This is a genomic window from Kitasatospora sp. NPDC022856, from assembly GCF_055561235.1.
On record NZ_JBVHHE010000013.1, the window covers coordinates 94,865 to 112,414 of the forward strand.

A 17,550-nucleotide genomic window follows, 5' to 3' on the forward strand; every position below is an offset into this window, starting at 1 on the left:
CGACGCCGACCGGGGACGGGACCACCGCATGCCGGCCATCCTGCGCAACCGCACCTACCGCCACCTGTTCACGGCCCAGCTCGTCGCCCTGATCGGCACCGGTCTGGCCACCGTGGCGCTGAGTCTGCTGGCCTACGACATCGCCGGCGACCACGCCTCGGCCGTCCTCGGCACCGCACTGGCGATCAAGATGGTGGCGTACGTCACCATCGCCCCGCTCGCCGGCGCGCTGGCGGACCGGATCCCGCGCCGGGCCCTGATGGTGGCCATGGACCTCACCCGGGCCGCCGTCGCGCTCACCCTGCCGTTCGTCACCCAGGTCTGGCAGGTCTACGCCCTGATCTTCCTCCTCCAGGCCGCCTCCGCCGCGTTCACGCCGACCTTCCAGGCCACCCTGCCGGAGGTGCTGCCCGCCGAGCGCGACTACACCCGGGCCCTGTCGCTGTCCCGGCTGGCCTACGACCTGGAGAGCCTGTTCAGCCCGGCCCTCGCCGCCGGGCTGCTGGCCCTGCTCTCCAGCGGCTGGCTGTTCGCGGGCACCGCCGCCGGCTTCCTCGCCTCGGCGGCCCTGGTGGTCTCCGCCGTCCTGCCCAGACCGGCGCCCGTCGAGCGCGCCGGAGGCGTCTACGCCAAGGCCGCCTTCGGCACCCGGCTGTTCTGGGCCACTCCCCGGCTGCGGGCCCTGCTCGCCCTGGACCTCGGCGTCGCCGCCGCGGGCGCCATCGTCTTCGTCAACACCGTCGTCCTGGTCCGCGAGCACTTCCACCGCCCGGCCGGCGCCCTCTCGCTCGCGCTCGGCGCGTACGGCGCGGGCTCCATCGTGGCCGCGCTGCTGCTGCCGCGCGTGCTCGGGCGGATCGGCGACCGGGCGGTCATGCTGCCGGCCGCCTTCGCCCTGCCGGTGGTCCTGGCGGGCGTCGCCGCCGTCACCGCCACCGCCCCGAGCGCGTGGTCCTGGGGCGCCGTGCTGACCGCCTGGGCGGCGATCGGCGCGGCCTGCTCGGCGGTCCTCACCCCCGGCGGCCGGGTGCTGCGCCGCTCCGCGGCCGACGCCGACCTGCCGGCCGCCTTCGCCGCGCAGTTCTCGCTCTCCCACTCCTGCTGGCTGCTGACCTACCCGCTGGCCGGCTGGCTGGCCGCCGGAGCGGGGCTCCCGGCCACCGCCGCCGCCCTCGGCGCCGTCGCGCTCGCCTCGGCGGCCGCCGCCACCGCCCTCTGGCCCGCCCGGGAGGCCGCCGAGCTGGACCACGTCCACGCCGACCTGCCGCCGGACCACCCCCACCTCGGCGACGCCCACCCGGCCGCCGGCGGCTGGCGGCACGGGCACCGCTTCGTCATCGACCAGTACCACCGCCGGTGGCCGGCGCACGGCGACGTCCGCCCCGGCTGACGGCCGGGCACCCCGGGACGTCTGGGGCACCCTTGGCCGCACGGCTCAGCCGAAGAAGCCGAGCGCCCCCAGCGCGCAGACCCCGCCGAGGCCCATGAACACCGGCGTGAGCACCTTGAGCTCGACCCAGCTGCCCGCCCGGAACCGCATGCCCTTCGGCGGCCCCACCGGGTACCAGCGCTTGCGCCCGATCGGGATCGGCCAGAACACCGGGCAGCCCGAGACCGTCAGCGCGTCCCCGAGGCAGTGCACCAGCGAGCCGAGCGCGATCGGCAGGCCGATCCACAGGTACTGCTGCCCGGGCTGGTCGAACAGCCACTGCGAGCCGTTCCCCGGCTTGTCCAGGACGTCCGCCAGGACCCAGGCGCTGGTCGCCCCGAGCAGCCAGACCAGCACGTCGCTGGAGACCCGGGCGTGGCGCCAGAGCAGCCCCTCGATCGCCAGCACCATGTGCACGAAGAGCACCGCCAGCACGCCCCAGCGGCCGCCGTAGACCGCCACCGCGGCCGCGCCGGCGCCGCACAGCACCGCCCACAGCCAGGTGTGGGTCAGCGTCCGGTGCCCGCCCGAGCGGCGCGGGTCGCCCTTCTTCCGGGTCGACCGGTAGGCCGCGTACGAGAGCTTGTCGATCACCTCGCAGAGCGTCCGGGACACCGGCCCGAACGCCCGGGATATCGTCGCCGCCTTGTGGTCCAGATCCGGCGCCAGCGCGGCCCCCGCACAGATCAGCGTTCCCGCCAGCAGCACCGGCCAGGGCATCGGCTCGCCCAGCCCCGCGGCGATCGCCCCCGCCCCCAGCCACGCTGCCGCACCCGACAGCGCATGCGCCGGTCCCATCATGAGCTGGCTCCCGCCCTCGTTCCGAAGCGCCCTCCACGAGGACGTGACGGGGCAGCAGCCTAGCCGTCCAAGATCCACTCCCGTCGCCGGGTCGAACCCGACAGCCCCGTCGGCAGTGCGCCGCCGAGGGCGCTGTCAAGCACCGCGCCCGCGACACGCCGCCCGGGCGGGACCGGCCGCCGCGATCGCGAGTCCGGGCCCGGGACCCGCTAGCCTGGACGGCTTACGCCCCCGGACCGCCAGCCCCACCGGCCCCGTGCACCGCGCCCCGCCCGCGCCCGCCGGAGCCCCACCCGTACCGCCTCGCGCCCCGCAGCGAAGCGCACCGCACGCACCGAAGCGCGCAGCACCGCGCCGCACCGACAAGGAGCCCACCGCCGTGTCCGACACGTTCGCACACCTGCACGTCCACACCGAGTACTCGATGCTGGACGGAGCGGCGAAGAACGGGAAGCTCTTCGCGGAGGCCGAGCGGCAGGGCATGCCGGCCATCGCGATGAGCGACCACGGCAACATGTTCGGCGCGTACGAGTTCTTCCACGCCGCCGCCAAGACCGGCGTGAAGCCGATCATCGGCATCGAGGCCTACGTCGCCCCGGCCTCGCGCTTCCTGAAGAAGCAGGTGTTCTGGTCCCCCGGCGGCCAGCGCCCGGCGAGCTCCGACGGCGAGGGCGGCAAGGACGTCTCGGGCGGCGGCCGCTACACCCACATGACCATGTGGGCGCAGAACGCGACCGGTCTGCGGAACCTCTTCAAGCTCTCCTCGCTCGCGTCGATGGAGGGCTACTACATGAAGCCCCGCATGGACCGCGAGCTGATCGCGGCCAACGCGACCGGCATCATCGCCACCACCGGCTGCCCCTCGGGCGAGGTGCAGACCCGGCTGCGGCTCGGGCAGTACGACGAGGCGGTCAAGGCGGCCGGCGCCTACCAGGACATCTTCGGCAAGGAGAACTACTTCCTGGAGCTGATGGACCACGGCCTGTCCATCGAGCAGGACGTCCGCCAGGACCTGCTGCGCCTGGCCAAGCAGCTGAACATCCCGCTGCTGGCGACCAACGACTCGCACTACGTCACCGCCGACCAGGCGGACGCGCACGACAGCCTGCTCTGCGTCGGCGTGGGCAAGAACAAGGACGACCCGAACCGGTTCAAGTTCCAGGGCACCGGCTACTACATCAAGACCGCCGACGAGATGCGCGAGCTGTTCCGCGAGCTCCCGGAGGCCTGCGACAACACGCTGGCGATCGCCGAGCGCGTCGAGTCGTACGAGGACGTCTTCACCTACGTCGACCGGATGCCGCAGTTCGACGTCCCCGAGGGCGAGACCCAGGCGTCGTTCCTGCGCAAGAAGATCGACGCCGGGCTGAAGGTCCGCTACGGCGACAACCCGAGCCAGGAGGTCCTGGACCGGATCGAGCTGGAGATGGGCGTCATCTCCCCGATGGGGTTCGACGCCTACTTCCTCGTGGTCGCCGACATCTGCCAGTACGCCCGCGACAACGGCATCCCGGTCGGCCCGGGCCGAGGCTCGGCGGCCGGCTCGATGGTCTCCTACCTCACCCGGATCACCGAGCTGGACCCGCTGGAGCACGACCTGCTGTTCGAGCGGTTCCTGAACCCCGAGCGCATCAACCCCCCGGACGTCGACATCGACTTCGACGACCGCCAGCGCGACCAGATGGTGCGCTACGTCACCGAGAAGTACGGCTCCGCCTACACCGCGCAGGTCAACACCTTCGGCACGATCAAGGCCAAGGCCGCCGTCAAGGACGCCAACCGCATCCTCGGCTACCCGTTCGCGATGGGCGACCGGATCACCAAGGCGATGCCGCCGGACGTCATGGGCAAGGGCGTCCCGCTCGCGGACCTCTTCAACGAGAAGCACCCGCGGTACAACGAGGGCACCGAGATCCGCTCGCTGTACGCGAACGAGCCCGACGTCAAGAAGATCATCGACACCGGCCTGGGCATCGAGGGCCTGATCCGCGGCACCGGTGTGCACGCCGCCGCCGTCATCCTCTCCTCGACCCCGCTGCTCGACCTGATCCCGCTGCACATGCGGGACAAGGACGGCGTGATCATCACCGGCTTCGACTACCCGTCGTGCGAAGCCATGGGCCTGATCAAGATGGACTTCCTGGGTCTGCGGAACCTGGGCATCATCGATCACTGCATCAAGATCGTCAAGGCCAACCGGGGCATCGACGTCGACATCGAGAAGATCGCGCTCGACGACCCCACCACCTACCAACTGCTCGCCCGCGGCGACACCCTGGGCGTGTTCCAGCTCGACGGCGGCCCCATGCGCGCCCTGCTCAAGCTGATGAAGCCCACCGAGTTCGCCGACATCTCCGCCGTCTCGGCGCTGTACCGGCCGGGCCCGATGGGCATGAACTCGCACACCAACTACGCGCTGCGCAAGAACGGCCAGCAGGAGATCATCCCGATCCACCCCGAGCTGGAGGCCCCGCTCAGCGAGGTCCTCGGCCCCACCTACGGTCTGATCGTCTACCAGGAGCAGGTGCAGCGAGCCGCGCAGGTGCTGGCCGGCTACAGCCTCGGCCAGGCCGACCTGCTCCGCCGCGCGATGGGCAAGAAGAAGAAGGAGGTGCTGGAGAAGGAGTTCGTCCCCTTCCACGCGGGCTGCAAGGAGCGCGGCTACTCCGACGAGGCCATCCAGGCGGTCTGGGACGTGCTGGTCCCGTTCGCCGGCTACGCCTTCAACAAATCGCACTCCGCCGCCTACGGCCTGGTCTCGTACCAGACGGCCTACCTCAAGGCCAACTACCCCGCCGAGTACATGGCGGCGCTGCTCACCTCGGTGGCGGACGACAAGGACAAGATGGCGGTCTACCTCGCCGAGTGCCGCCAGATGGGCATCAAGATCCTGTCCCCCGACGTCAACGAGTCCGTGGTCGACTTCACCGCCGTCGGCAGCGACGTCCGGTTCGGCCTGAAGGCCGTCCGCAACGTCGGCGTGCCGGTCATCGAGTCCCTGGTCAAGACCCGCAAAGAGAAGGGCAAGTACGCCTCCTTCGCGGACTTCCTGGACAAGGTCGAGCTGGTGGTCTGCAACAAGCGCACCGTGGACTCCCTGATCAAGGCGGGCGCCTTCGACTCGCTCAGCCACACCCGCCTGTCGCTCAGCACCGTCCACGAGAGCGCGATCGACGCCGTCACCGGCCTGAAGAAGCAGCAGGCGATCGGCCAGGACGACCTGTTCGGCGCCCTGGACACCGGGGACGGCGGCGCACCGGCCATCGGGCTGGACTTCGAACTGACCGACCGGGAGTGGCCGCGCCGGCAACTGCTCAGCCTGGAACGGGAGATGCTCGGCCTGTACGTCTCCAGCCACCCGCTGGACGGCGCCGAGCACATCCTCTCCCGCAACCGCGACACCTCCATCGCCGAACTCCTCGGCTCCGGCCGCACCGAGGGCGAGGTGCGCCTCGCCGGCCTGATCACCGCCGTCGACCGGCGGATCAACAAGGCGGGCAACGCCTGGGCCATCATCACCCTCGCCGACCGCGACGGCTCGGTCGAGGTGCTCTTCTTCCCCGCCACCTACAACCTGATGGCCGATCAGATGGTCGAGGACAACGTCATCTCGGCCCGGGGCCGGCTCAATGAGCGCGACGGCTCGCTGAGCATCTTCGGCCAGGAGATCACCACCCTCGACGTCTCCTCCGCCGAACTCGGCACCAAGCCGCCGGTGCAGATCACCGCGCCGCTCGGCAAGATCACCCCGACCGTGGTGGGCGAGCTGAAGCTCGCCCTCCAGGCCCACCCCGGCGACGTCCCGGTCCGGCTGCTGACCACCAACTGGGACAAGGACACCCTCTACGAACTCGGCTTCCTGGTGAATCCCGACAACGGACTCGCCTCGGACATCAAGACCCTGCTCGGCACCAACTCCTGGGCGGGCACCCTGTAGCGGGCCGCGTCAGCCCTCCGGCCGGACCGGCGTCCCGGCCCGCCGGCCCAGTGCGCGCAGCACCTGGACCGGCAGGCCGGGGTTCCCGGCCGCGACCGCCGCGGTGTCGGGCTCGCGCAGCAGGGCGACCAGGACGGCGGCGGGCAGCCGGGGATTGCGGGCGGCGGCATGACGGACCCCCGACCCCGGGTCGTCGAGCAGCCGGACCGCCGACGCCGCGGAGAGCCGCGGGTCCGACGCGGCCCGGCACCGCACCTCCTCGGCGGTGTCCCAACCGAGCCGCTCGACCGGCTCGGCCGTCGACTCCGGATCGTCGGGGGCGAGCCGGCGCAGCCGCGGGTTCGGGTCGTCGGCGTACCGCAGGAGGCCCGCCCGGGGGAAGTTCGGGTGGCCGTAAGGCCGGTCGGGCACGCTGAGGCTGCCGGTCCACCACAGCCACACGTCCAGCAGCAGCTCGGCCGGCGCGTCGTCGCAGGACTCGGCGAGGAACAGCCGCACGACCCGGTCCTCGTCCCGGGCCAGCAGCGCCAGCACGTCCGGTGGCAGGTGCCCGGCGCGGGCCACGCTCCGCCGGACCAGCGGATGGGAGGAGCCCGCCAGGCGGCGCATCGCGTCCGGGTCACCGTGGAGCGCCGTGACCCACGCGAGGGTCGGGCGGTGAATGCCCCCGTCGAGGTCGATGCGGACCCGTGCGCGCCGCTCCTCGGTGAGCTCGGGCCGGACCGACACCTCGAAGCGGACACTCCCGTCCGGGTCGTCGGCGAGCCGGTCGACCAGGTCGTGGTCGAGGTAGGGGTTGCGGGCGAGCGCACGGCGCCGGGCCGGATCACCGTCGCCGACCAACTCCTCGGCGAGGTCGCGCACCAGCCGGCAGGACTCCACCGCGCGCTCCCCGAAACCGTCGGGCGCCCTGGACGCCCCGGGGCTCGCGGCGCCGAACACCGACCGCGGCATCGGGTGCTCGCGGTGCAGGTTCAGCAGGGCCTCCATCCCGACCTTGCGGACGGGATCGGCGAGCAGCGCACGCCGGGCCGCGCCGTCGAGGTGCGGCCAGCCGTACCGACAGGCCACCGCACGCACCGCCGCCTCGGGGTCGGCGGCCAGCGCGGCGGCCGTCCGACCCTCGATCCCGGGAAGGCGGGCCGCCTCGGCCCGGACCCTCGCCGACGGGTCGGCGGTGAGCCGCCGGAGCACGCCGCCCGGTAGCGCGACCCGCCGGTCCGCCGCCATCCAGGTCAGCAGCCACCGGCGCCGGCCGTCCGGCTCGTCGAGCAGGCGCGCCCACTGGCTGCCCGTGAGGTCGGACCGGTACTCCGCGAGGCCACACCGCACGGCCCAGTCCGGGTGACCCACGGCCGCCTCGACCACGGCCGCGGGCAGCCCCGGCCAGGGCATCACCGCCGTCCGGGCCAGCAGTCCCACCACGACCTCGGGCGGGGTGGCGGGATTGAGCGCCAGCCCGACCGCCCAGGCATCGGCCAGTCGGTCGTCCACCCCGACCTGGTCACCCCCTGTCGCGACGGCCGCCCACACGGCGGCCCGCTCCTCGGGCGTCTCACCCCCGGCCGCCCGGGCCGCCGGATCAGCCACGGCGTCCCGCCCTTGCGCGCTCCAGCCCTGCCTCAGTTCCCATCCGCCCATCCTCTCCCAGCCCACGGAGCAGGAAGTCAACCCACCCGACTTCCTGTCCGCTCCGGACCGGGAGACCCTGGCCCGGAGCGGGAATGCGTCACTCCAACAGCTTCCCCGCCCGCCGCACCGCCCGCTGCGCCCCGCCGCCCCCGACAACGACCCGCTCGGCGCGTTCCCGCGCCACGCGGGCGCGCTGGGAATCCTTCGTCCCCCCGGTCTCCATGAACTCCTGAGCTCCCTCCGCCGAAGGAAGCGGGCAGGAGCCGGCGGGCAGTGCACGGATGGCTTCGAGCGCGTCGCGGTGACCCGCGTCGGTGGAGAGCGGGCCTCGCCGTGCGAGATCGCCGATGACAGCGATGGGGCACTGGGACCCCGTCCCCGCGCCGGCGACCGGAGTCGTGCGGATCCGCGGAAACGTGCGTCGGTGCTGACCACCCTTTCGAGAAGGGCGAAGGAGGCCAGGCTCCTTGTCCGCTCCGCCCGCCCGGCAGGTCGGCGGGCCACGAGCCGGAGTTCGCGTCCGCGAGGACGCCCGGGAAGGCCGACCGCATTGCGGCCCGGGACCTCCCGTACCGGCCGCGGCTCGGTGGCGTGGGTCCCGGTGGGGAGCCGGATCACCCCGGTGAACCGGCCCGCGGTGGTGCCGGGGCCGTCGTTGGCGACGAACCCGTGCGGGAGAGTCTGACCGGCCGGGGGTCCATGCGGACGGCCTCAAGGCGGGAGTGCGACGAACACCCCCGGCAACTGCTGCCCGTCCAGCCGCGAACACACACGGCGGCCGCGAGGTCACAGCGGTTTGCGGGCCTCGATGAGGAAGCGTGCGGAGTAGGCGACGAACGAACCCTCGGCGCGGATCTGCCGGTCCAGGTCGTGGAGCCGGGCGCGATGGGCGGCGACCGTGAAGCCGGGCACCATCCAGATCACCTTCCGGAGGAAGTACACGACCGCGCCGATGTCGAAGAACTCCATCCGCAGCCGCTCGGACCGCAGGTCCGTCACCTCCAGCCCCGCGGCCCGGGCGTCGGCGCTCTCGGTGTCGGGGTGCCGCGCCAGGCGGGCCTCCGGCTGCGGGCCGAGGAAGTACTCGACCAGCTCGAACACCGAGGCCGGGCCGACGTGCTGCGCGAAGTACGTACCACCGGGCCGCAGCACGCGGGCGATCTCCGCCCACCAGACCGTCGCCGGGTGACGGCTGGTCACCAGGTCGAACGCCCCGTCGGCGAAGGGCAGCGGGGGTTCGTCCGGGTCCGCGACCACGATCGCTCCCAGCGGGTGCAGCAGCCCGGTCGCCCGGGCCACGTTGGGCGGCCACGACTCGGTGGCGACCATCGCGGGCGGCCGGGGACCGGCGCCGGCCAGCACCTCGCCGCCGCCCGTCTGGATGTCCAGCGCCGCCGAGGCCGCCGCCAGCCGCTCCCCCAGCAGGCGTTGGTAGCCCCAGGAGGGGCGCTGCTCGGTGGCCCGCCCGTCCAGCCAGGAGAAGTCCCAGCCATCGACGGACACGGCCTCGGCCTCGGCGATCAGCTCTTCGAACGTACGCGACATAACCGCATCATCGCGGCCCCCGGCAGGCCCGGCCAACCGGATTTCCGCAGGCGGGGCCGCTGCCGAGCGGAGCACCGGCCGTCCCCGCGCGGCCCGGCGGCCTCCTCCTCGAAGGGGCCGGCGGAGGAATCGGCGACACAGGAGCCGCCCCGCCCCGAGAGCGTCGGCGGTCGCGGAGCCGGGATCGCCGCCCAGGCCCGGCGGGGTGCCCGGGGCGGACGCGCGGGGCCGGGCCGGGAAGTCACCCGGTGTCCCCGGCGGCCGACGGAGTGCGTGGCGGTGATCCACCTGCGCCCGGCGGGCCGGGTCGCAGGGCTTCGGCCCAGTCGCGGGGGCCAGCGGGTGGGGCCCCGGCGGGTGCGCCGGTGCTGGTCGCCGAGGAGCCCCCTCCGGTGGTCGGGCGGTGGGAGGGGGCCGAACAGGTCCGCGCGGCTGGTCACCGGGCGGGGCGACGTCCCCGCGGTCGGGTGCTGCGGCCCGGCGTCGGACCGATTCCTCGGCTGCGGTCCCGGGGCCGACCCGCCCGCACGGGTCGCCCGGTCGACGCAGAGGCGCGCCGCGGCTCCCCGTCAGGCGGCGGCGTTGCGGGCGGCGGTGGCCCAGGCGGCCGTGACGGCGCGGCGGGCGGTGGCGGTCGCGGTGGCGAGGTCGTCGTCCAGGTGCAGTGGGGCGCCGAGGTGGACGTGCAGGGCCGGGCGGCGCGCCGGGGCGGTGGTGAGGCCGGCGAGCTGCTTGACCGCGCCGCCGGAGCTCAGGCGGCGGGCGCCCGCCTGGCCGAGCGGGACCACCGGTGCGCCGGTGGCCCCCGCCAGCCGGGCGAGGCCGCTGCGGAACGGGCCGGGCGCCAGCTCGCCGGAGTCGGAACGGCGCGGCAGGCCGCCCTCGCCGTAGATGAGGACCAGGTGTCCGGCAGCGAGGGCGTCGGCGGCCCGGTCCAGGGCGTCGGCGGCGTGCTCGGTGCCGCGGTGGACGGGGATGTGCCCCTCGTGGCGCAGCAGCCGCCCCAGCAGCGGGACGCGCCAGAGGCCGGCCGTCGCGAGCACCATCGGCCGCGCGCCGAGGCGGTGCAGGGCGGCGAACACGATCGCGGGGTCGGCGAGCGAGGTGTGGTTGGCGGCGACGATGCTCCCGGGTGCGAGCACGGCCTCGGGGTCGGCGCTCACCCGCAGGGAGCCGAAGGCGGGGACGAGGAGGGCGGCGGTTCGGCTGAGCATGGCTGGTGGGTCCTCCGGTGGGCGGGTGAGCTGCCACCAGTGTTGGCCGTTCCGGCCCGGCACGCCTGAGTACCCGTACTCAATGCCGCGCAGATCTGCGGGAGCCCGACTAGGCTCGCCGGATGAGGCGACTCGACGCAGTGGACAGGGCTTTGTTCGACCGAGTGGCGCTGGCGCGCCTGCGCCATGCCCAGCCGTGGCTACGGCGCTTGAGCCGGGCCGCGGACCACGGGGTGCTCTGGATGGGCACGGCCGCCGTGCTGGGGGCGGTCGGCGGCCGGGCCGGGCGGCGGGCGGCGCTGCGCGGGGTCGGGTCGCTGGCGATGGCCTCGGCCGTGGCCAACATCGCCGCCAAGCAGCTGACCCGCCGTCCGCGCCCGTTGCTGGACCAGGTGCCGGTGGTGCGGCAGTTGCTGCGGCAGCCGGTGACGAGTTCGTTCCCGTCCGGCCACTCCGCCTCGGCCGCCGCGTTCGCGACGGCCGTGGCGATCGAGGCGCCGCTGCTGGGCGTCGTGGTGGCGCCGGTGGCGGCCGCCGTCGGGGCGTCCCGGATCTACACCGGCGCGCACTACCCCGGTGACGTGCTGGCCGGGTTCGCGCTGGGTTCGGGGCTGGCGGCCCTGACGCTTCGCTGGTGGCCCCGGACGAACGACCGGCCGCCGCTCGCCGGCCCGCCGCCCCGGCCGGCGCCGGCGCTGACCGAGGGGGCCGGGCTCTCGGTGGTGGTCAACAGCGGTTCGGGGAGCGGGGCGTTGCTCGCCGACGGCCCGGAGGACACCGCGGCCGTCCTGCGCACGCTGCTGCCGCGTGCGCAGGTGCGGGTCTGCGGACCGGACGACGACCTGCCCGCCCTGCTCGCCGAGGCGGCCGACCGGGCGGCGGCGGACGGCGGCGCGCTCGGGGTCTGCGGCGGCGACGGCAGTGTCAACCTGGCCGCCTCCCTGGCGGTCGAGCGCGACCTGCCGCTGGCCGTCTTCCCCGGTGGCACGCTCAACCACTTCGCGCTGGACCTCGGGATCGAGTCGCTGGAGGCGACGGCGGGCGCCGTGGAGGCCGGCTCCGCCTGCGGGGTCGACCTGGGCCTGGCCGTCGACGACACCGAGCGGCGGATCTTCCTGAACACCTTCAGTCTCGGCGTGTACCCCGAACTGGTCCGGCTCCGCGAGTCGTTGGAGGGACGGCTGGGCAAGTGGCCGGCCCTGGCGGTGGCCGTCGCCCGGGCGCTGGGACGTGCCGAACCGGTCACCGTCGAGGCCGGCGGACGCAGCCGGCGGCTCTGGCTGCTGTTCGCGGGCAACGGCGCCTACGACCCGCCGGGCTTCGCCCCCACCCGGCGGACCGGCCTGGCCGACGGCCTGCTGGACATCCGCGTGGTGGACGGCGGCAGCCCGTTCGCCCGGACCAGGCTGGCGGCGGCCTTCCTCTCCGGCACGCTGTCGCGTTCGCGGGTCTACCACTCGGCCCGGCTGACCGGCCTGGGCCTCGACTCGCTCGGCGACGCCGACCGGATCGCGGTGGACGGCGAGAGCCTGCCGGCGGCCGGTGCCCTGCGGCTGGGCAAGGCGCCGAACGCCCTGACGGTGTACCGCCCCGCGCCCTCGTAGCGCGCGGGGCCGTGGGGGCCTGCCGGAGGCAGCCCACCGTAGGCGCCGCCCGCGGCCGCGGTCCGGGCTCTGGGTAAAGCCCCGGGCCGGGCCGCGGTCCGGTCGCGGTCCCGGTCGGGGGCGACACGCAAGGCGCACCATTCGGGTGACATTCCCCGGCGGTGTCCGCCCCGAGTCCCTAGTGTGCAGAGCAAGTTAGCCTACGAAGGGGTTACGCCGTGTACCGTACCGTCCGCACCGTCGCCGTCCTCCTGGCCGCCATCGGCGCCGCCGCCGCCGTCCCGACCCAGGCGTTCGCCGACGGCCCCGAGGTGACCACCACGACCATCACGGTCATCGGCACCGGCAACCAGCTCGCCGGGGCCGACATCTTCAACACCGGTGGCGACAACGTGGTCGGCTCGTTCAACGGCAACGAGATCTCCTGACACTCCGAGAACCGCCCGGCACCGGGCCGTACCGGTACTGCCCGGACCGCCACCACCGCCCGCGCCGCCCGCGCGGGCGGTGGTGTGCCGTCGGCCCGCTTCGCGGTCACCCGGCGGCGTCGGCGGATCCACCGAGGATCAGCGCGGCGGCGCGCTGTCGTACTCCTCGCGGGCCTGCGCGACGCGGTCCAGATTGGCGGCGGACCAGTCGGCGAGGGTGGCGAAGAGCGGGGCGAGACTGTCACCGAGTTCGGTGATCTCGTACTCGACGCGGGGCGGCACTTCGGCGTGGTACGTCCGCCGGACCAGCCCGTCGCGTTCCAGCTGGCGCAGCCGCTGGGTGAGCACCTTGGGGCTGATGTCCGCCACCCGCCGCTGCAGTTCGACGTAGCGCTGGCGGCCGTGCGCATGGAGCGTCCACAGCACCGGGGTGGTCCAGCGGCTGAACACGAGGTCGACCACCGGGCCGATCGGGCACGCCCGCACCGGATCGGTCGTTCCGTCCGCCGCCCAGGCCATCTCGCTCATGCCGCCCCCTCCGAGCCGGGTCACTTTCCTCTAGGTACCTACTGTACGCAGGCTGTTAGCGTCGTCCTGTCGCCACCGAGGGATCCCCTCAAGTGGCTGCAACTTCCCTGCGAACAGCGGGAATTGACGACAACAAAGTGCGAAGGACGGGGACGGACATGATCGTGGTGACGGGGGCGACGGGCAATGTCGGACGACCGCTGGTGCAGGCGCTGGCGGCGGCGGGCGAGCAGGTGACGGCGGTGTCCCGGCGGCCGGTGGACGCCACCCTGCCGGACGGCGTGCGACACCACCGCGCCGACCTCGCGGACGCGGAGAGCCTGCGGACCGCCCTGGACGGCGCCGAGGCGCTGTTCCTCCTCCTCTCCGGCGAGCTGCTGACGGGCGGTGAGAGCCCGGCCGCGCTGGTCGACGTGGCCAGGTCCGCGGGTGTGCGGCACGTGGTGCTGCTCTCCTCCCAGATCCTGGGCACCCGGCCGGTGCCGCCCTCGCACACCCGGCTGGGGGCCTTCGAGCAGGCCGTCCGGGAGTCCGGGCTCGACTGGACGATCCTGCGGCCGAGCGGCTTCCACTCCAACGCCTTCGCCTGGGCGGAGCCGGTCCGCACCGGCGGGACGGTGCCGGCACCGTTCGGCGATGTGGCCCTGCCGACCGTGGACCCGGCGGACCTCGCCGCCGTGGCGGCCGTCGTGCTGCGCGGCGACGGGCAGCACCACGGCCGGACGTACGTGCTGACCGGGCCCGCGCCGGTCTCCCCGCGCGAGCAGGCCGCCGCCCTCGGGGAGGCGACCGGCGCGCCGCTCGCCTTCGTCGAGCTGAGCCGCGAGGCCGCCCGGGCGCACCTCCTGGCCTTCATGCCGGAGCACGTGGCCGACGGCACGCTCGACATCCTCGGCGCACCGACCGATGCCGAACAGCAGGTCAGCCCGGACGTGGAACGCCTGCTCGGGCGCCCCGCCGGCACCTTCGCCGACTGGGCCCGGAGCAACGCCGCCGCCTTCCACCGGACGAGCCCCGCCGAGTGACCGGCCGTCGGGGGCGGCCGCCGGTCGGGGCGGCCGGCCGTCGAGGCCCGGCCGCGGCTACCGCCGGTAGAGCTCCCGGGCCCGGGCGAGGTCGACGGGGCCGCCCTCGGGCAGGTGCAGGAAGTGCTCCAGCTGCCACGCCTGCGCGCTGCCGGCCTGCCGGTTGGTGGTGGTCGCCCAGGGCGGGTAGACGCGGAAGGCCCGCTTCCCGCCGGAACCGCCCACCGCGACGACACCGTGCCGGCGGAGGGCGTCCATGGGCAGGACGAACTGGCCGGCGTGGCGACCGTCGCGGGTGCCGATGACGAAGAGGTCGACGGGGTCGGTGGCGTCGAAGGGCTGGATGGGCCCGCCCGGGGACCTCTTCCAGACCGTGACGAACTGGCCGGCCTTGGCGGGGGTCGTCCTGGCCGCGCGGAAGCGGACCGGGCGGCCGTCCAGGGTGAAGGCGTGGGCGGCGTAGTCGGCGCTCTCGGCCTCGGGGACCGGCCGGGTGCAGGTGAACCCGCAGGGGTCGTAGACGAGCGCCTTCGCCGCACGGAGATCGCCGTGGACCTGGTCGGTGTCCGACCACGGTTCGAGGCGGCCCGCGCGGGGACCGGCCGGGTGCTCGTCGTTCGTCGCCATGGCTTCACCCTGTCACAGCCGCCCGGGCCGGGCAGGCGACCGCTCAGGTCTCGCGCCGGGGGTGGTACTCCGCCTCGGGTATGCCGAAGGTCCAGGCGACCCCGGCCCGGGCCGTACGGGTGCTCGGCGGGACCCGCAGCCAGTAGGTGCGGAAGGTGCCGTCCGGCTCGGCGGTGGAGTTGACCACCTCGACCATCACCACCGCCTCGTCGTCCGGGAGTTGGATCCGCCAGAGCACACCGGTCTCGTCGCGGTGCAGCGGCTCGGCGCCGGAGTCCGCCAGGTACCGCTCGTAGCCGTAGTGCTCCAGCAGGACGCGGCGCAGCTCGGCGTTCTCCTCCGTCCGGATCCGCTCGACCGTGACGCCGCCGAGGCCGGACAGGAAGTCGGCCGGGACGGGCATGCCGCGCCAGGCGTGCAGGGCGAAGCCGTCGGCGAAGCCCAGGGCCGGGCCGTCGGCCCGGTCGAGCCGGCCCGCCTCGTCGCGGTGCAGCGCGACCGGTCGCTCGCTGGCCAGGGCCACGCCCTCGTACGGCCACCACCAGCCGGCCTCGCCCGCGACCTCGGCCAGCGCGTCGATCCCGGCCGGCGCGTCGATCCCGGCCCGCTCCGCCGGTGCACCGGCGAGCACGCCGGCCGCCTCGAAGGCGGCGAACCACGGCGCGTCGTGCTGGCCCCGGACGGCGTCCAGCAGCGCCAGCCGGACGGCGGTGCGACGGGCGCGGGCCACATCGGCCTCGGGCTGGTCGACCTCGTCGAGGTCGGGCTCGGGGGCGAGCCGGTCGAGCACCGCGTCGCGGATCCGCCCGGCCAGCGCGTTGGTCACCGGGCCGATCTCACCACCGGTCAGCGACCAGAGAGGCGCCCACCCGGCCGGCCCGACCCGCTCCACGGCCCGCCGCCTGGCGGCCTCCCACGGCAGCGTCCGCACGGCCTCGCGGACGCTCACCGCGCCGGCGGCCCGCAGCTCCAGGGCCGCCTGCGCCGCCGCCGGCGGCGAGCCGAACCAGCGGACCTCGGCCGGCTCGGCCAGCCCGGCCGCCCGGTAGGCGGCCCGCACCGCGCGCTCGACCGCGACCCGGTCGGCCGCCCCGGTGGCCGCCGCGCACGCCCGCCAGCGGGCCGTCACCTCGGCCGGCCCGACCGTCTGCTCCGTCACCATCACCTGCTCCCGTCCCGGCCGGGCCCGTGCCCGGCCGACCCTCTCGTTCCGTCCACCGCCACCACCCGGGAGCCGCCGGCCCCCGGCCCGCCTCGCCGCCCGCGGGCCCCGCCCGCCCGGACCTCGTCAGTCCGCGACGACGCGCACCGCGCCCGGCACGTACTCGCGCTGGCGCACCACCCGGTACCAGCCCTTGGGCAGCGGTATCGCGGCGTGCTCCTCGTGCACCACCCGACCGCCCTCGGGCAGGTGCAGCCAGGCGGCGCCGAACGGCCCGGCCTCCCGGCGCAGCTCCCCCGGGCCGACCACGGCGTGCGCGTGGCCGGTGACCTCGCCGAGCGCCAGCACCAGCCAGCCCCGCGCGTCCCGGGGCTGCGCGGCCAGTGCCGGCACCCGCGGGGGCACCGCGGCCTCCGCCGTCGGCACGATCAGCACGTCACCCTGGCGATACATCAGTCCTCCCTGACCGACCCGACGGGCGTCGGAATCTCACGGTCCGAAACGTAGAACAGGGGTCCGACAAACGCGCCCGGGTCCGCCCCGGCGACCGGTTTGTCGGACCCGGCTGGTAGACAGTTGTTCGGCCCGCATCCCGGAGGAGCAGCGCATGACGGTCGGCAAGCACATCGAAGAGTTCCACGGCCTCCCGGTCCTCGACTTCGTCCAGGCGGTCGAGGACGGCACCGCCCTGCCCGAGGCGGCGGCGGTCGCCTGGAAGGTCGGCATCGAGTTCGACTCGCCGACGTCGTTCGTCGAGCGCTGGCAGCAGTTCCTCGACGCGGTCGACACCGAGCGGGTCACCGCCGTGGTGGTCGGCGAGTGGTCCTCCGACGGGCCGGAGAGCTTCACCGGGCCGCTGGCCGCGATCCTCGCCGCCGCCGACCGGCTGCCGGCCCTGCGCGCCCTGTTCATCGGCGACATCACGTACGAGGAGAACGAGATCTCCTGGATCAACATGGTCGACGTGACGCCGGTGCTGACGACGTACCCGCTGCTCGACGAGCTGGTGGTGCGCGGCGCGGCGGGATCCATGGTCGAGGACGACGGGATCGCCCTCCAGGCGCTGCGTCACGAGCACCTGAAGGCCCTGCGGTTCGAGTCGGGCGGTCTGCCCGCCGCGGTGCTGCGGGCGGTCGCGTCCAGCGACTTCCCCGCGCTGGAGCGGCTGGAGTTCTGGCTCGGGGTCGAGAACTACGGCGGCGACTCCTCCCTCGACGACCTGGCGCCCTTCCTCGACGGCGCCCGGTTCCCGGCGCTGCGCCACCTCGGCCTGCAGAACAGCGAGATCCAGGACGAGATCGCCGCCGCCGTCGCGCACGCCCCGGTCGTCGCCCGGCTCGACTCGCTCAACCTCTCGATGGGCGTCCTGACCGACCAGGGCGCCACCGCCCTGCTGGAGGGCCAGCCGCTCACCCATCTGCGGGCCCTCGACCTGCACCACCACTACCTCACCGACGCGCTCCAGGAACGGCTCCGGGAGGCCCTGCCCGGGGTGGCCGTCGACCTCTCCGAGGCCGGGAGTCCGGACGACCGGTGGCGCTACGTCGCGGTCGCCGAATAGCCGGGCACCGCCCCGCCCACACCTTCACCGCTCGCCGCTCGCCGCTCGCCGCTCGCC

General features: G+C 74.6%; 14 protein-coding genes. 6 read left to right on the top strand and 8 right to left on the bottom strand.

Features of this window, described 5'->3' with window-relative positions; translation table 11 throughout:
• Positions 1 to 28: 28 nt before the first annotated feature.
• Positions 29 to 1,390 (top strand): MFS transporter, encoded by a 1,362-nt coding sequence (locus ACZ34W_RS18230; protein WP_465605330.1) that lies wholly within the window; start codon positions 29 to 31, stop codon positions 1,388 to 1,390.
• A gap of 45 nt (positions 1,391 to 1,435) precedes the next feature.
• On the opposite strand, the gene ACZ34W_RS18235 is transcribed toward ACZ34W_RS18230, so the two are convergent.
• Positions 1,436 to 2,230, bottom strand: coding sequence for a metal-dependent hydrolase (locus tag ACZ34W_RS18235; protein WP_329491395.1), 795 nt, complete (start codon positions 2,228 to 2,230; stop codon positions 1,436 to 1,438).
• A 379-nt stretch (positions 2,231 to 2,609) separates the two neighbouring features.
• Between ACZ34W_RS18235 and dnaE the strand changes: the two genes are divergently transcribed.
• Positions 2,610 to 6,167 (top strand): DNA polymerase III subunit alpha, encoded by a 3,558-nt coding sequence (dnaE, locus tag ACZ34W_RS18240; RefSeq protein ID WP_352290743.1) that lies wholly within the window; start codon positions 2,610 to 2,612, stop codon positions 6,165 to 6,167.
• A 9-nt stretch (positions 6,168 to 6,176) separates the two neighbouring features.
• Here dnaE and ACZ34W_RS18245 read toward each other — a convergent pair whose 3' ends face one another.
• From ACZ34W_RS18245 to ACZ34W_RS18255, 3 genes are all read right to left on the bottom strand, one after another.
• Complete coding sequence (locus tag ACZ34W_RS18245; protein ID WP_465605333.1) at positions 6,177 to 7,757, bottom strand: PE-PGRS family protein; 1,581 nt, start codon at positions 7,755 to 7,757, stop codon at positions 6,177 to 6,179.
• Positions 7,758 to 8,585: 828 nt separating this feature from the next.
• Positions 8,586 to 9,344 carry a class I SAM-dependent methyltransferase gene (locus ACZ34W_RS18250; protein ID WP_465605335.1) on the bottom strand — a complete coding sequence of 253 codons (759 nt, stop codon included), beginning with the start codon at positions 9,342 to 9,344 and terminating at the stop codon, positions 8,586 to 8,588.
• Positions 9,345 to 9,913: 569 nt separating this feature from the next.
• Positions 9,914 to 10,558, bottom strand: a complete 645-nt coding sequence (locus ACZ34W_RS18255) for a lysophospholipid acyltransferase family protein (protein ID WP_465605337.1) — start codon at positions 10,556 to 10,558, stop codon at positions 9,914 to 9,916.
• A 152-nt stretch (positions 10,559 to 10,710) separates the two neighbouring features.
• Here ACZ34W_RS18255 and ACZ34W_RS18260 point away from each other — a divergent pair, with 152 nt between their 5' ends.
• The gene (locus ACZ34W_RS18260; RefSeq protein WP_465605339.1) at positions 10,711 to 12,162 is read left to right on the top strand and encodes a phosphatase PAP2 family protein; all 1,452 of its coding nucleotides are present in this window, start codon (positions 10,711 to 10,713) and stop codon (positions 12,160 to 12,162) included.
• A 218-nt stretch (positions 12,163 to 12,380) separates the two neighbouring features.
• Positions 12,381 to 12,590 carry a hypothetical protein gene (locus ACZ34W_RS18265; RefSeq protein ID WP_359804680.1) on the top strand — a complete coding sequence of 70 codons (210 nt, stop codon included), beginning with the start codon at positions 12,381 to 12,383 and terminating at the stop codon, positions 12,588 to 12,590.
• Positions 12,591 to 12,728: 138 nt separating this feature from the next.
• On the opposite strand, the gene ACZ34W_RS18270 is transcribed toward ACZ34W_RS18265, so the two are convergent.
• Complete coding sequence (locus tag ACZ34W_RS18270; protein WP_329491386.1) at positions 12,729 to 13,118, bottom strand: winged helix-turn-helix transcriptional regulator; 390 nt, start codon at positions 13,116 to 13,118, stop codon at positions 12,729 to 12,731.
• Between the two features lie 158 nt (positions 13,119 to 13,276).
• Here ACZ34W_RS18270 and ACZ34W_RS18275 point away from each other — a divergent pair, with 158 nt between their 5' ends.
• Positions 13,277 to 14,143: an SDR family oxidoreductase gene (locus ACZ34W_RS18275; RefSeq protein WP_465605342.1), complete on the top strand. Its 867-nt coding sequence runs from the start codon at positions 13,277 to 13,279 to the stop codon at positions 14,141 to 14,143.
• A gap of 57 nt (positions 14,144 to 14,200) precedes the next feature.
• Here ACZ34W_RS18275 and ACZ34W_RS18280 read toward each other — a convergent pair whose 3' ends face one another.
• From ACZ34W_RS18280 to ACZ34W_RS18290, 3 genes are all read right to left on the bottom strand, one after another.
• Entirely contained in the window at positions 14,201 to 14,770 is a 570-nt protein-coding gene (locus ACZ34W_RS18280) for a MepB family protein (RefSeq protein WP_465605344.1), read from the bottom strand.
• 43 nt (positions 14,771 to 14,813) lie between these two features.
• Positions 14,814 to 15,932: a DUF6745 domain-containing protein gene (locus ACZ34W_RS18285; protein WP_465605346.1), complete on the bottom strand. Its 1,119-nt coding sequence runs from the start codon at positions 15,930 to 15,932 to the stop codon at positions 14,814 to 14,816.
• 126 nt (positions 15,933 to 16,058) lie between these two features.
• Positions 16,059 to 16,385 carry a hypothetical protein gene (locus ACZ34W_RS18290; RefSeq protein WP_465605348.1) on the bottom strand — a complete coding sequence of 109 codons (327 nt, stop codon included), beginning with the start codon at positions 16,383 to 16,385 and terminating at the stop codon, positions 16,059 to 16,061.
• 154 nt (positions 16,386 to 16,539) lie between these two features.
• On the opposite strand from ACZ34W_RS18290, the gene ACZ34W_RS18295 reads away from it, so the two are divergent.
• Positions 16,540 to 17,493, top strand: a complete 954-nt coding sequence (locus ACZ34W_RS18295) for an STM4015 family protein (protein ID WP_465605350.1) — start codon at positions 16,540 to 16,542, stop codon at positions 17,491 to 17,493.
• The last annotated feature ends 57 nt before the right edge of the window (positions 17,494 to 17,550 follow it).

Bases quoted from the DNA above. Each gene is read 5' to 3' on its own strand.
- ACZ34W_RS18230 (WP_465605330.1), top strand. From the start codon at position 29: ATGCCGGCCATCCTGCGCAACCGCACCTACCGCCACCTGTTCACGGCC.
- ACZ34W_RS18235 (WP_329491395.1), bottom strand. From the start codon at position 2,230: ATGATGGGACCGGCGCATGCGCTGTCGGGTGCGGCAGCGTGGCTGGGG.
- ACZ34W_RS18250 (WP_465605335.1), bottom strand. From the start codon at position 9,344: ATGTCGCGTACGTTCGAAGAGCTGATCGCCGAGGCCGAGGCCGTGTCC.
- ACZ34W_RS18255 (WP_465605337.1), bottom strand. From the start codon at position 10,558: ATGCTCAGCCGAACCGCCGCCCTCCTCGTCCCCGCCTTCGGCTCCCTG.
- ACZ34W_RS18270 (WP_329491386.1), bottom strand. From the start codon at position 13,118: ATGAGCGAGATGGCCTGGGCGGCGGACGGAACGACCGATCCGGTGCGG.
- ACZ34W_RS18275 (WP_465605342.1), top strand. From the start codon at position 13,277: ATGATCGTGGTGACGGGGGCGACGGGCAATGTCGGACGACCGCTGGTG.
- ACZ34W_RS18280 (WP_465605344.1), bottom strand. From the start codon at position 14,770: ATGGCGACGAACGACGAGCACCCGGCCGGTCCCCGCGCGGGCCGCCTC.
- ACZ34W_RS18285 (WP_465605346.1), bottom strand. From the start codon at position 15,932: ATGGTGACGGAGCAGACGGTCGGGCCGGCCGAGGTGACGGCCCGCTGG.
- ACZ34W_RS18290 (WP_465605348.1), bottom strand. From the start codon at position 16,385: ATGTATCGCCAGGGTGACGTGCTGATCGTGCCGACGGCGGAGGCCGCG.
- ACZ34W_RS18295 (WP_465605350.1), top strand. From the start codon at position 16,540: ATGACGGTCGGCAAGCACATCGAAGAGTTCCACGGCCTCCCGGTCCTC.